Here is a 13,215-nt window from a genome sequence, read left to right as displayed (position 1 = left end):
CCGGGACAGGATGACCCCATGAAGAGCGACCTTTTTGCCGGCGAGAACCTCGCCGAGACCGCGACGTTCCCGGGCATGACCCTGCAGAACGCCAAGTGCGTCAAGTACGCCGTCAACGGCGAGATGCAGGCGCGGCAGGGCTCGATGATCGCCTTCCGTGGCAACCTCCAGTTCGAGCGCAAGGGCCAGGGCATCGGCGGCATGCTCAAGCGTGCCGTCACCGGCGAGGGGCTGGCGCTGATGGCCGTCCGCGGCCAGGGCGAGGCCTGGTTCGCGCACGAGGCGCAGAACTGCTTCATCGTCGACATCGAGCAGAACGACGCCTTCACCGTCAACGGCCGCAACGTCCTCTGCTTCGACTCCACCCTCAGCTACGAGATCAAGACGGTGAAGGGCGCCGGCATGACCGGCGGCGGCCTCTTCAACAGCCTCTTCACCGGCTACGGCAAGATCGCCCTGATCTGTGAGGGCAACCCGATCGTCATCCCCGTCACGGCGCACTCCCCGGTGTTCGTCGACACCGACGCCGTCGTCGGCTGGAGCAACCAGCTCCAGACCTCGCTGCACCGCTCGCAGTCCGTCGGCTCGATGATCCGCGGCGGTTCGGGCGAGGCGGTCCAGTTGAAGCTGGAGGGCGAGGGATTCGTCATCGTCCGGCCCAGCGAGCTCACCCCGCAGAAGACCTCGAACTGAACCTGGAACGGGTGGGGCGCCGGTACGGCCTGCGCGGCCCCTGGGTGCTGCGCGAGGTCGGCCTCGGCCTGCCCGCAGGCAGCCTCGTCAGGATCACGGGCACCAACGGCAGCGGAAAGTCGACGCTGCTCCGGCTCGTCGCCGGCATCGACGCACCGACGGAGGGCCGGATCACCGGCCGGCCACGGCGCACGGCGTACGTCCCGGAACGCTTCCCGGCCGCCCTGCCCTTCACCGCGAGCGGCTATCTGACGCACCTCGGGCGCGTCCAGGGGCTCGGCCGGGCGGAGGCGGCGACGAGGGCGGGGGAGTGGCTGGAGCGGTTCGGCGCGGGGCGGTTCGCGGACACCCAGCTCGCCGAGCTCTCCAAGGGCAGCAGCCAGAAGGTCGCCGTCGCCCAGGCCCTGCTCGCCGGGCCCGGCCTCCTGGTCCTCGACGAGGCGTGGACGGGCCTCGACACGGGCGCGCGGGAGCAGTTGGACCGCGCCGTCCGCGAACGGGTCGCGGCGGGCGGGACGGTCGTCTTCGTCGACCACGACCCGCGCCGGCTCGCGGGGGAGGCCGACGCCGCGTTCACGGTCGAGGCGGGGCGGGTGCGGACCGGGACTCCGGGACGCGACCAGGATGTCCGGACCCGTGCGCGGATCGTGGCCTCGGGCGGCAGCCCGCTCCCCGACGGGCTCCCCGGCTCGCCCTCGTACGAGCAAGGACCGGACGGCACGACGGTGTACGGGGTCGACGCGGCACACTCCGACGCGCTGCTCCGAGCCCTGCTCGCCGCCTCCTGGCACATCCACGAGCTGAGCACCGAAGCCATCCGGGCAGGGCGGGTATGACGGCACTTCTGCGCTACCAGACCGATCTGCTGCTGCGCTCCCAGCGGTGGCTCGCGCCGGTGCTCCTGTACGCGGTGTTCCTCGGCGTCGGCGTCCGGGCCGGCGAGCCCGTGCTCGGCGCCCTCGGCTACACGGCCGCCGCGCTGCTCCCCGTGACGGCCTGGATCGTACGGATCTGTCTCGGCCAGGAACCGTCCGCCGCGCGGCACGTGGTGGCCGCCTCCGCCGGACGCGAACGGGCCCACCTCGCGGCCGTCCTGGCCGCCGTGGCGTGCGCGGCCCTGCTCGGAGTCGTCGCCGTCCTCGGTGTGACGGCGATGAGCGACCTCCGCCGCGTCGACCCGGTCGAGGCCGCGACCGCCGGTCTGCTCGCCACCGCGGCCTGCGCCCTGACCGGAGCCGCCGTGGGCGCCCTCACCACCCGGCCGCTCGTCCGCTCCCGCGGCTGGTCCCTCACCGCGCTGGTCCTCGGCTCGCTCCTCGCGCTCGTGACGACAGGCTCACCGGCGCAGTTCGCGGTCACGGGCCTGATCACCGGCTCCCGCACCGCGACCACCCCGATGCCCTGGCTCGCCCTCGCGGGCGCCCTGGCACTCGCCGCCGCGGCGGCGGCCGTGAGCACGAGGGCCACGGCCTGGCGGGAGTGAGGCCTCGGGAGCCGATCGTCGGCGGCTGACGATCAGGATCGCCGGTCGGGTCTCCGGCGTGCTCCGTCCCGGGGAGTAGTGTGATGATGCGACGTCATATCAGCATCCACGTACGGGGGTTCACCGTGGGACGACTGGGGCCGCTCGGGCTGGTCGGGGATCGATGGGTCCTTGGGGACCCGAAGCGGGAGGGCGGCGAATGCCTCGTGCTCACCGGCGACGGCATGGAGCACCACCGGAACGCGGCAGCCGAACCGGAGGCCGTCATACCGTGGTCCAGGTTCATGCAGCTGCATCTGCGCGCCACCGGGCGGGGGTGGACGGCCAGTCGGCCCATGGGTGTCTTCGGCGCCGGCCACGGCACGGTCGTCGGCCCTGACGGCTGCGCCGTCACCGCGTTGCTGCGCCACCCGTACGAGGACTGGTCGGCGCGCTACAGCCACCATGAACATCGCTACACGGCGGCCGACGTCTTCTGGCTGCAGCACCTGTTCCGGCACACGGTCGAGGCGAAGTCGGCGCACCGGCTGGGCGACCCGGAGTGGCTGGGGACGGCGGTCGCCCGGCTGACGGAGCTGTCCCCGTCGTGGGGTCTCACGGCGAACCGGCGGGCGGCGGACGTCATCGCGGACCTCCACCGCGTCAGCGCCTAGGAGGCCCGCTCCGCCATCAGCTCGGAGACCTTCACGAAGCGGTAGCCCTTGGCCCGCAGTGCGGGGACGATCCGTCGGATCGCCTGTTCCGTGACGGGGGCGGCGCTGCGGGTGCAGTGCATGACCACCAGCGAGCCCGGCTTCACGCCGTCGAGCACCTGCTGGGCCACCGCGTCGCCGTCCTTCGCGAAGGCGTCGCCGCTGACCACGTCCCACTGCACCGCCGTGACCTCGGCGGGTCCGAGCGCGTGCAGCGCCCGCTCGTCGTAGCAGCCGCCAGGGAAGCGGAAGTACGGGACGACATTGCGCGCCCCGGCTTTCCGGAACGCCTCGAAGGCCCGCTTCACGTCGGCGGCCATGTCCTGCTCGGCGACTCTCGGGAGGCCGTAGCAGGGCGAGGCGAAGGCGTAGTGGCTGTACGAGTGGTTGGCGATCTCGAAGCGGGGGTCGGTGCCGATGGACCTGGCCTGGTCGGGGTACTCCTCGGCCCACCGGCCGGTCATGAAGACGGTCGAGTCGACCTTGAGCCGCCGCAGGGTCTCGATCAGCTGCGGGTTGTCGAAGCGCTCGCCGCTCGCCGCACGCGGCCCCTGGTCGGCCGTCATGTCGGCGTCGAAGGTGAGCGCGACAACCTTGTCCGTACCCTTGCGGCCCCGCTCGAAGACGGGCGTGAGCCCTCCCGGTCCCGGCGCCATCGTCGGCGGAGCCTTGCGCACGACGGCCGGCTGCCCGGGAGCCGCTCCGGCGCTCGCGCTCGCGCTCGGGCTCGCCCCTGACGCGGGGCTCGACGGTGCGGCGGACGGACGGTCAGGCGCGGCCGCCGTGTCGGCCGCGCCCCCACCGCAGCCGACGAGTACGGCACCCAGCAGAGCAAGTGCCGACAGCTTTCGTACAGAAATGGTCACGAACGGAAGTTATCCGATCGCGCCGGTTCAGTGCTTGCGGCTCGACAGCGGCAGCAGCACACGAGTGGCGAATGCGGCGATGAGGGCGCGCTGGGCCCGGGCAAAGCGTGCGCGCGGCCTCAGGTGCTCCATCGCCAGGCAGGAGCGCTCAGCTCGCCAGGAGCAGCCTCCGGCTCTCCGCCACGTCGAAGTCGCCCGGGGGGTACCGAGGGTCCAGGGCCTCCAGGTGTTCCAGGAGCAGCTTGCTGATGGCCCAGTTGCGGTACCACTTGCGGTCGGCCGGGACCACGTACCAGGGCGCCACCCCGGTCGAGCAGCGTTCCAGGGCGAGTTCGTACGCCTCCTGGTACGCGGGCCACAGCGCGCGCTCCTCGATGTCGCCCGCGTTGAACTTCCAGTGCTTCTCCGGATTGTCCAGGCGCTCCAGCAGCCGCGCGCGCTGCTCCTCGTACGAGATGTGGAGGAAGACCTTGACGATCGTCACGCCGTCGTCGGCGAGGGACTCCTCCCACCGGTTGATCTGGCCGTAGCGGCGGCCGAGGTCGCGGCGGGGGACCAGGTCGCGGACGCGCGCGATGAGGACGTCCTCGTAGTGCGACCGGTCGAAGATGCCGATCTCGCCCGGCACCGGAAGGGCCCGCGAGATCCGCCAGAGGAAGGGGTGGTTGCGCTCCTCCGCCGTCGGCGCCTTGAAGGCGCGGACCCGGCAGCCGGAGGGGTTGAAATGGCCGATCACATGCTTGACCGTGCCGCCCTTGCCGCTGGTGTCCATGCCCTGGAGGACGAGCAGCAGCCGGCGGCGGTCGCCGGCCGTGCTCGCCGCGTACAGGCGCTCCTGGAACTCGGCGAGGCGGGGAGCGAGCAGGGCCGTCGCCTCGGTCCCCGCCACCTTGCTCGCGGGCCCTGCGGTGATCTCCGACGCGGAGTACGTCGAGAGGTCGACCGGCTTCCCGGCGGGCACGCGCAGCAGGTCACGCAGGACCGGCTGCTTCATCGGGCGGAGCTGGTCGGACGCGCCCTTCCTGGACCTGTCCTTCGTCGCTCCGTCCCTCTTCGCTCCGTCCTTCCTGGACCTGTCCTTCTTCGCTCCGTCCTTCTTGTCCGCGTTCTTCGCCGGCCCGGTCTCCCGCTTCTTCTCCTGCTTCCGGTCCTTCTTCGCCACGTCGCCACCCTTCGCGTCCACCCGCGCCTTCCCCCGATCCTGCGACGGAACACGCGGGCGCGCGACCGGTGGCCCACGGGCTACGTCAGCACCACGGTCCCGTCACCGCGAACGTCGTGCCGGGCGTGTAGCAGTTGACGTACATGGTCCGGCCGTCCGGGGAGAAGGTGACGCCCGCGAACTCGCCCCACTCCGGCGACTCCGGGGTGCCGATGTTCTGCGCCCCGCGTGCCACCGCGTACACCTCGCCCCGACGGCTCACTCCGTACACGTGCTGGGCGCCGTTGCCGTCCTCGCAGACCATCAGCCCGCCGCTCGGGGCGAGGCAGATGTTGTCCGGCGACTCGCCGGGCAGCTGGATGTCGGTGCTCGGGCCGAAGACGACGACGAGCGTCAGACGGCGCCGGTACGGCTCGTACCTCCACACCTGCCCGAAGTGGGTCCCGGCGGAGCCGTCGCCGGTGCGCGCGAACGACGAGACGAAGTAGACCGACCGGCCACCCCAGTAGCAGCCCTCCAGTTTCTGCGCATGGGTGATGCCCCGCGGCCCGAAGTCCTGGTGCCTGATGGGGGTCTCGACGGCCATCGGGTCCGGTACGGGCACCCACTCGACGCGGTCGAAGCTCGCGCCGGTCTCCTGGATCACGGAGAGGTCGGGCACGCCTGGCACCCGCATCGCCTGCAGCTCCCCGCCGGCCCGCAGCGAACCGCGGCCGCCCATCGGCACCTCGGGCAGGAAGCGGTAGAAGAGCCCGAACGGCCGCTCGAACGCGTCCTCCGTCTCGTACACGATCCCGCTGTGCGGGTCGACGGCGATCGCCTCGTGCTGGAAGCGGCCCATGGCCGTGAGGGGTACGGCTCCGGTGCGGTGCGGGTCGGCTCCGTCGACCTCGAAGATGAAACCGTGGTCCTTGGTGTAGCCGTTCATCCCGGCCTTGTCCTCGGTCTCCTCGCAGGTCAGCCACGTACCCCAAGGGGTGGGCCCACCGGCGCAGTTGACCGCCGTGCCCGCGATCGCGACGTGCTCGTCGAGGACGTTGCCGCGGCCGTCGAGCGTGAGCGCCGTACAGCCGCCCTTGCCGGCGGGGTCGTACGTCAGGCCCTCGACGGTCGGGACCCCGATGCGGCCGGTGGACCGGTTCTCGTGGTTCCGGACGAGATGGACCCGCCCACGGCGGCCGACGAAGGCGGCCATGCCGTCGAAGTTGCTCGGGACGAGGCCCTCGCCGGAACGGAGGTCCTCCCCCTCGCGGGACAGGACCGTGTAGCGGAAGCCCTCGGGGAGGTCGAGGAGGCCGGCGGGGTCGGGGACCAGCGGCCCGTAGCCGGAGTGACCGCGAGCGGCCGACGTACCGGCGAAGAGTTCTGCGAAGGCGCCGGTGAAGGCGATGCCGGCGACGGACGCGCCGGTGCGGGACAGGATCTGACGTCGTGTTGCGGACATGAGGCAACCCACTTTTCCTGTTGGCGGACAGGTGTGTGCTGTGACGTGTGACCCGCATGTGTGTACCACGCGTGGTGGTGACACGTGAACCATGCGGGCCACAACGGCCTCATGTGGCGTGAGCGGTCAGGCCAGTTCGGCGGTCAGCGTGATCGTCGTGCCGGTGAGCGCCTGGCTGACGGGGCAGTTCTTCTTGGCGTCCTCGGCCAGCGCCTTGAACTCGTCCGCGTCCAGGCCGGGGACCTCGCCGCGCACGGTCAGGTGGATGCCGGTGATGCCCTCGCCGGGCTGGAAGGTGACGTCGGCCTTGGTCTCCAGGCGGGTGGGCGGGTTGCCGGCCTTGGCCAGCCCGTTGGAGAACGCCATGGAGAAGCAGGAGGAGTGCGCGGCCGCGATCAGTTCCTCGGGGCTGGTCTTGCCGTTCGGCTCCTCCGCGCGGGCGGGCCAGGAGACCTGGTACTCGCCGAGGCCGGAGGAGTCGAGGGTGACGACGCCCTTGCCCTTGAGGAGGTCGCCCTCCCAGACGGTGTGGGCGTGGCGGACGGTGGCCATGGTGTGTCCCTTCGATCGGGTATGGCCCCCAACCTACTGCGCGACCAAGCCCTTCGCGTCTCGTGCCAGCGCCGTGAGCCGGGAGATCGCCCGGAAGTACTTCTTGCGGTACCCGCCCTTCAGCATCTCTTCACTGAACAGACGGTCGAAGGGGAGCCCGGAGGCGAGCACCGGCACCTCGCGGTCGTACAGCCGGTCGGCGAGGACGACGAGCCGGAGCGCCGTCGACTGGTCCGGGACCGCCCGTACATCCGTGAGGCAGACCGCCGTCAGATCGTCGGTGAGCGCTCCGTACCGGCTGGGGTGGACCTTGGCCAGGTGGTCGAGCAGGTGCGGGAAGTCGTCGAGCGAAGCGCCCGGCGTGGCGTACGCCGCCTTCGTCACCTGTTCGTCGGAGTACGGGGCGGGGGCCTCGGGCAGCCCGCGGTGGCGGTAGTCCTCGCCGTCGATCCGCAGCGGACGGAAGTGGGCGGAGAGGCCCTGGATCTCGCGCAGGAAGTCGGCGGCGGCGAACCGGCCCTCGCCCAGCTTGCCCGGCAGCGTGTTGGAGGTCGCGGCGAGAGCCACGCCCGCCTCGACGAGCCGGCTGAGGAGGGACGAGACGAGGACCGTGTCGCCCGGGTCGTCCAGCTCGAATTCGTCGATGCAGAGCAGCCGGTGCCCGCTGAGCGTGCGCACCGTCTGCTGGAAGCCCAGCGCGCCCACCAGGTTGGTCAGCTCCACGAACGTGCCGAAGGCCTTGAGCCCGGGCTCGGCCGGCGTGGCGTGCCAGAGGGAGGCGAGCAGGTGGGTCTTGCCCACGCCGTAACCGCCGTCGAGATAGACGCCGCGCGGCCCGGTGGGGGCGGCCGGCTTCTTCGCGAACCAGCGGCTGAGCGCCGGGCGCTTCCCGGCACCGGTGGCGTGGGCACCGCCGAGCCCTTCGGCGAAGGAGCTCAGGGCCTTGACCGCGTCGGTCTGGCTCGGCTGGTTCGGGTCCGGGATGTACGTGTCGAAGCGCACCGAGTCGAACCGGGGCGGCGGGACCATCTCCGCGACGAGCCGGTCGGCGGGGACATGGGGCTCCCGGGCACAGAGGGAGACCGGGGCCGCTTCGCCGGAAGAGGCGTCGGCTATGGCGCGGGGCGCGTGGGAGGTACGGGTCGACACAGTTACCCACTCTAAGCGCCGTGTCAGACTGCGAGGATGCGACGCCTGTTCCCTGTGACGGACATGACAGCCAGCGACGACGCCGGTCAGGACACCTTCGGTGACAGGGAGTGGTCCCTCGACGAGCTCGCCGACGCCTACGCGTACCCCGCTCTCGCCCCCGGCGGGACCTGGCTGCGCGCCAACATGGTCTCCTCCCTCGACGGCGCCGGACAGCACGAGGGCCGTTCCCAGCCCCTCTCCTCCGACAGCGACATGCGGATCTTCGGCACGCTGCGGGGTCTCGCGGACGTGATCGTCGTGGGGGCGCAGACGGTACGCCAGGAGGGATACCGCCCGGCACGCGCGCGTGAGGCCTTCGCGGCCCGCCGGGAGGCAGCCGGGCAGGGCCCCGCGCCGGTGATCGCCGTGGTCAGCGCCTCCCTCGACCTGGACTTCTCCGCTCCGCTCTTCACCGAGCCCCTGGTCCCGACCCTCGTCCTGACCGGCGCCGTGGCGCCCGCCGACCGGGTGGCCGAGGCCGGGAAGGCGGGGGCGGAGGTGGTGATCGCCGGCGACGGGCCCGGGGTCGAGCCGGCCCGCGCGGTGGCGGCGCTCGCGGAGCGGGGCCTGCGGCGGCAGCTGACCGAGGGCGGTCCGCGGCTGCTCGGCCAGTTCGTGGCGGCCGGAGTGCTCGACGAGCTGTGTCTGACGGTCTCGCCGACGATGACGGCGGGCACCGCGCAGCGCATCGCCGGGGGGCCTTCGGTGGCCGTGCCGCAACGGTTCGCCGTGGCGTCCCTGCTGGAGGAGGCCGGGTTCCTTTTCACCCGCTACCGTCGGATCTGACAAGCGGCGGAATTTGTCGTTCCGGTTAGCTTCCGCTGGGCACACTTACCCCCGTAGACCCCGTGCGGGCACGGGGAAGGATGGTTTCCGCAGAAGGGCTCCTGAGGTGTTCACAAGCGTTCTGATGATCGAGAAGCCCCTCACGTCCGTCGACGTGGAGTTCGTCACCACCCTGCACGGTGACGAGAACGTGTCGTTCATCGTGCTGATGCAGCCGCGGGGTGACCAGGCCGATGTACTCCTGCGCGCCATCGACGACGTCGCCATGGGCGAACTCAAGGAAGCGACCCGTGAGGGCGAGGAGCCGGAGGGCAAGGCGGCCCGTGTTCCGGCGGAGCAGGCCCTGGAGCACTCGCTCCAGGCGCTGCGGGACGCCGGCTGCGAGGCGGTCGGACAGGTGGTCGAGGACCACCCCCTGAACAAGATGAAGTCGGTGGTCGACGAGTCGGACGCGGACGAGGTGATCGTCCTGACGGCGCCCCACTACGTGGAGGAGTTCTTCCACCGCGACTGGGCGTCGCGGGCCCGCCACAAGGTCGGCGTCCCGGTCCTGAAACTGTTCGCCCACAGCGAGGCGGAAACGACCTGACGCAGGGCGGTGCGCCGGGAGCCGGGGGCGCGGCGCCGGGGCCAGGCCGGGCCGCCGTCCCGTAGCCCCGGGCGGACGCCGTGCTTCCGGACGGCGCGGCGCTCCCGGGCGGGTGCCGTGCCCGTACCTGTGCTCCCGGGCGGGTGCCGTGCCGGGCGGACGCCGTGCTTCCGGGCGGGTGTGCGTGCCCGTGCCCCTGGATGGGCGCCGTGCCGGGCGGACGCCGTGCTCCGCCCGGCACGGCGGCGGCGGGTGGCGACGCCCCCGGGGCCGTCGGCCCGGGGGTGACACAGGGAGCCACTAGGCTGGGGACCTCCTGTACGTCGTACCCCGGGGAGAACACTCATGGCACCCGCCATCCCTGCCGCCATGGAACGGCCGCACTTCATCGGCATCGGCGGTGCCGGAATGTCGGGCATCGCGAAGATCCTCGCCCAGCGCGGAGCGAAGGTCGCCGGCAGCGACGCGAAGGAGTCCGCGACCGCCGAGGCGCTGCGCGCGCTCGGGGTCACGGTCCACATCGGGCACGCCGCCGCCCACCTCGCCGACGACGCCTCCGCCGTCGTCGTCTCCAGCGCCATCCGCGCCGACAACCCCGAGCTGGCCCGCGCCGCCGAGCTGGGCATCCCCGTCGTCCACCGCTCCGACGCGCTCGCCTCCCTCATGGACGGCCTGCGCGCGATCGCCGTGGCCGGTACGCACGGCAAGACGACGACCACGTCCATGCTGGCCGTCGCGCTCACCGAGCTCGGTCTCGACCCGTCGTACGCCATCGGCGGCGACCTCGCCGGCCCGGGCACGAACGCCCGCCACGGCGACGGGCAGGTCTTCGTGGCAGAGGCCGACGAGAGCGACCGCAGCTTCCAGAAGTACGACCCCGAGGTCGCGATCGTCCTCAACGTCGAGCTGGACCACCACGCGAACTACGCCTCGATGGACGAGATCTACGAGTCCTTCGAGGCCTTCACCGCCAAGATCCGCCCCGGCGGCACGCTCGTCGTCGGCGAGCACCCCGGCGCCCGCGAACTGGCCGGGCGGGTCTCCGGCAACCGCGACCTGCACGTGGTCACCGTCGGCGAGTCCGAGACCTCCGACGTGTGGATCCGCTCGATCGTCCCGAACGGCATGACCAGCGAGGTCGTCGTCGTCCTCGATGGCGTCGAGCACACCTTCACCGTCTCCGTCCCCGGCCGGCATTACGCCCACAACGCCGCCGCGGCCCTCGCCGCCGGCTCCCGCGTGGGCATCGACCCGGCGGAGCTGGCCCAGGCCCTCACCGCGTACACCGGTGTCGGCCGCCGCCTCCAGCTCAAGGGCGAGGCGGCCGGTGTCCAGGTCATCGACTCGTACGCCCACCACCCCACCGAGATGACGGCCGACCTGGAGGCCATGCGCGGCGCCGCCGGGGCCGCCCGCCTTCTGGTGGTCTTCCAGCCCCACCTCTTCTCCCGCACCCAGGAGCTCGGCAAGGAGATGGGCGACGCCCTGGCCCTCGCGGACGCCTCCGTGGTCCTGGACATCTACCCGGCCCGCGAGGACCCGATCCCCGGCATCACCAGCGAGCTGATCATCGCGGCGGCGCGCACGGCAGGCGCGGACGTGACGCCGGTGCACGACAAGGCCACGGTGCCGGACGTCGTCGCGGGAATGGCCAGGCCCGGCGATCTCGTTCTGACGATGGGCGCGGGTGACGTCACGGACCTCGGTCCGCTGATCCTGGCCCGTCTGTCGAGCTGAGGAGCATGTGATGACGTCGTACGAGGTCGAGAAGCCGGACGAGCAGTGGCGCGCGGAGCTGACCCCGGCGGAGTACCAGGTGCTGCGGCAGGCGGGCACCGAGCCCGCGTTCCGCGGTGAGTACACGGACACCAAGACCAAGGGTGTCTACTCCTGCCGGGCGTGCGGCGCCGAGCTCTTCACGTCGACGGAGAAGTTCGAGTCGCACTGCGGCTGGCCGTCCTTCTACGACCCGAAGGACAGCGCGGCGGTCGAGCTGATCGAGGACCGCTCGCACGGAATGGTCCGCACCGAGGTCCGCTGCTCGCGCTGCGGCTCGCACCTGGGTCATGTCTTCGAGGGCGAGGGCTACCCGACCCCGACGGACCAGCGGTACTGCATCAACAGCATTTCGCTCACGCTGACGCCCGACGAGGGCTGAGCGGCCCCCGGCCACGACGGGGCGGGCGCCCTGCCACGGCGGAGCGGGCGCCGTCGGATAACCGGTGGAGGTCCCGGCGAGGCGGTGACAGGGTGTGACGCATGACGTCGCACCACGCAGAGCGGCTCCTGAAGGAGCTGTATGCCTCGCTGGGACTGCGCAAGCGTCCGGAAGACGTGGCCCAGCTCGTGCTCGATCTGTTCACCGCCCAGGGAGTCGCGCTCGACCCGGCCACCGCCACCGCCCTCGGCAAGGCCACCGAGAACTCGCTTCGTAGCCTCTGGCACGGATACACCTCCATGCGTGAGGATTTCGCCCGGCCCGTCGGAGCGCAGCGCCAACTCGGCCGCGCCGCCGAGCTGTTCGGAAACGTTCCGCCCCTTCCGGCGGACGCGGGAGACGACCCCGAGCGGATCGAGGCGGTGATCCGCCGGGCGGGCGAGGAGATCGGCCGGGCGTACGGCGAGAACGACTTCGGCATGGACCGGCTCAACCGGGCCGAGCGCGCCGAGGCGGGCATCGGCGAGCTGTCCAAGCGCCAGTACAACAAGCGCTTCCGGCTGTTGCGCAGGATGGAGGCCAAGCTGGCGCGGGTCGTCCACGAACAGCGCCGCTACGAGGTCGTCATGACCGGCAAGGGGGCGATCGCCCACACCCTGCCGTACGGGCCGTTCGCCGCCGATCCCGGAACCGCGGCCTTCGTCGCGTACCTCACCGCCCGCGGATACATGCGCAGCATGTTCACCAACGGCAAGCAGCGCCGACCGTACGACGAGGTGGCCGACGCCCTGTTCCAGCGGCTGCGCGCGGAGCCCGAGCGCACCGACTGGTACGTGGTCGCCCATGCCCACCCCACGGCGGAGGTGCTCGGACACCTCTCCGACGAGGAACTCTCGCTTCTGCTCTCGCGCTGGAGCCGCTTCCTGCGGTCGGTCGCCGAGCTGCTCGAAGATGCCTGGAACAGATGCGCCCTCGAGCGCAACACCATGATCGTCCGGCCGGGCAACGACTCGTCGACGTGGAACCAGGCCGCCCAGGCCTGGAGTACGGCCCGGGCGCACTGGTTCGCGCTCCTCACCGAACTGGGGCGGGAGGACTTCCTCGACCGGGTCTGCCCGGGCAAGGTGCCCCGGCTGATGGCGGCCGACGTCGCCTACTGGCACCGGAAGAGCGGTGGCGGCCTGCACCCCGACACGTATGTGTGGGCGGAGCTTCCGCTTCCCTGGAAGGTGCTGCGCGGCGAGGAGGAGTGCACGCGCTCCCTTGTCGAGCAGGTCTGCGGGCGGTACGGCGTGGACCCGGTGGCGGGCGGTTGGACCGCTCCGCGGCCGGCCGCCGAACCGGTCGGATACCGCCGTACGCCGGAGCTGGTGCACGGGGTCCGGGTGGCGGATCCGCTCATGGCGAGTGCCCTGCGGTCCACCGGCGTGTTCTCCGGGAAGGGCCAGCGCGCGGCGGCGAGCGAGTGGCTGTGACGGGGCGGTAGGTGACGCGTCGACGGGGAGGCGGGGAGCCGGGGAGTCGCCGAGCCGGGCGCCGGGGAGGCAGGGGCCGGGAGCCGGGCGCGCGCCGGGAGCCGGGCGCGCGCCGGGAGCCGGG

General features: G+C 72.0%; 14 protein-coding genes. 9 read left to right on the top strand and 5 right to left on the bottom strand.

Translation table 11 applies throughout. The annotated features are described in order from the left end of the window. Positions 1-18: 18 nt before the first annotated feature. From ACFY8U_RS26535 to ACFY8U_RS26520, 4 genes are all read left to right on the top strand, one after another. Positions 19-693, top strand: a complete 675-nt coding sequence (locus ACFY8U_RS26535; RefSeq protein ID WP_361602183.1) for an AIM24 family protein — start codon at positions 19-21, stop codon at positions 691-693. Then, the gene (locus tag ACFY8U_RS26530) at positions 690-1,529 is read left to right on the top strand and encodes an ATP-binding cassette domain-containing protein (protein ID WP_389575035.1); all 840 of its coding nucleotides are present in this window, start codon (positions 690-692) and stop codon (positions 1,527-1,529) included. Before ACFY8U_RS26535 ends, ACFY8U_RS26530 begins: the two co-directional genes overlap by 4 nt. Continuing rightward, positions 1,526-2,176 (top strand): ABC transporter, encoded by a 651-nt coding sequence (locus tag ACFY8U_RS26525; RefSeq protein WP_389574385.1) that lies wholly within the window; start codon positions 1,526-1,528, stop codon positions 2,174-2,176. The genes ACFY8U_RS26530 and ACFY8U_RS26525 overlap by 4 nt, the downstream gene beginning before the upstream one ends. Positions 2,177-2,259: 83 nt before the next feature. Beyond that, complete coding sequence (locus ACFY8U_RS26520; protein WP_389574382.1) at positions 2,260-2,829, top strand: hypothetical protein; 570 nt, start codon at positions 2,260-2,262, stop codon at positions 2,827-2,829. Here ACFY8U_RS26520 and ACFY8U_RS26515 read toward each other — a convergent pair. The 5 genes from ACFY8U_RS26515 to zapE form a co-directional block, all read right to left on the bottom strand. After that, positions 2,826-3,734: a polysaccharide deacetylase family protein gene (locus ACFY8U_RS26515; protein ID WP_389574379.1), complete on the bottom strand. Its 909-nt coding sequence runs from the start codon at positions 3,732-3,734 to the stop codon at positions 2,826-2,828. The genes ACFY8U_RS26520 and ACFY8U_RS26515 overlap by 4 nt on opposite strands. A gap of 148 nt (positions 3,735-3,882) precedes the next feature. Continuing rightward, entirely contained in the window at positions 3,883-4,728 is an 846-nt protein-coding gene (locus tag ACFY8U_RS26510; protein ID WP_389575032.1) for a PPK2 family polyphosphate kinase, read from the bottom strand. Positions 4,729-4,981: 253 nt separating this feature from the next. Beyond that, the gene (locus ACFY8U_RS26505) at positions 4,982-6,340 is read right to left on the bottom strand and encodes an alkaline phosphatase PhoX (RefSeq protein WP_389574376.1); all 1,359 of its coding nucleotides are present in this window, start codon (positions 6,338-6,340) and stop codon (positions 4,982-4,984) included. Between the two features lie 126 nt (positions 6,341-6,466). After that, positions 6,467-6,892, bottom strand: a complete 426-nt coding sequence (locus ACFY8U_RS26500; RefSeq protein ID WP_389574374.1) for an OsmC family protein — start codon at positions 6,890-6,892, stop codon at positions 6,467-6,469. 33 nt (positions 6,893-6,925) lie between these two features. Next, the gene (gene zapE / locus ACFY8U_RS26495; RefSeq protein WP_389574372.1) at positions 6,926-8,041 is read right to left on the bottom strand and encodes a cell division protein ZapE; all 1,116 of its coding nucleotides are present in this window, start codon (positions 8,039-8,041) and stop codon (positions 6,926-6,928) included. A gap of 36 nt (positions 8,042-8,077) precedes the next feature. Here zapE and ACFY8U_RS26490 point away from each other — a divergent pair, with 36 nt between their 5' ends. From ACFY8U_RS26490 to ACFY8U_RS26470, 5 genes are all read left to right on the top strand, one after another. Further along, a complete protein-coding gene (locus ACFY8U_RS26490; RefSeq protein ID WP_389574369.1) occupies positions 8,078-8,869 on the top strand; it encodes a pyrimidine reductase family protein in 792 nt (263 codons plus the stop codon). A 106-nt stretch (positions 8,870-8,975) separates the two neighbouring features. Further along, on the top strand, positions 8,976-9,458 hold the full coding sequence (locus ACFY8U_RS26485) for an indole-3-glycerol phosphate synthase (protein WP_361441071.1): 483 nt from the start codon (positions 8,976-8,978) through the stop codon (positions 9,456-9,458). Positions 9,459-9,803: 345 nt separating this feature from the next. Continuing rightward, positions 9,804-11,195, top strand: a complete 1,392-nt coding sequence (gene murC, locus ACFY8U_RS26480) for a UDP-N-acetylmuramate--L-alanine ligase (protein ID WP_389574366.1) — start codon at positions 9,804-9,806, stop codon at positions 11,193-11,195. 10 nt (positions 11,196-11,205) lie between these two features. Beyond that, on the top strand, positions 11,206-11,616 hold the full coding sequence (gene msrB, locus ACFY8U_RS26475) for a peptide-methionine (R)-S-oxide reductase MsrB (RefSeq protein WP_361441077.1): 411 nt from the start codon (positions 11,206-11,208) through the stop codon (positions 11,614-11,616). A gap of 101 nt (positions 11,617-11,717) precedes the next feature. Further along, positions 11,718-13,091, top strand: a complete 1,374-nt coding sequence (locus tag ACFY8U_RS26470; RefSeq protein ID WP_389574361.1) for a hypothetical protein — start codon at positions 11,718-11,720, stop codon at positions 13,089-13,091. Positions 13,092-13,215: the final 124 nt, after the last annotated feature.

Origin of the sequence: Streptomyces sp. NPDC012508 (assembly GCF_042902595.1) — a bacterium.
Lineage (GTDB): Bacteria > Actinomycetota > Actinomycetes > Streptomycetales > Streptomycetaceae > Streptomyces.
This window is presented reverse-complemented; position numbering and strand designations above follow the sequence as displayed.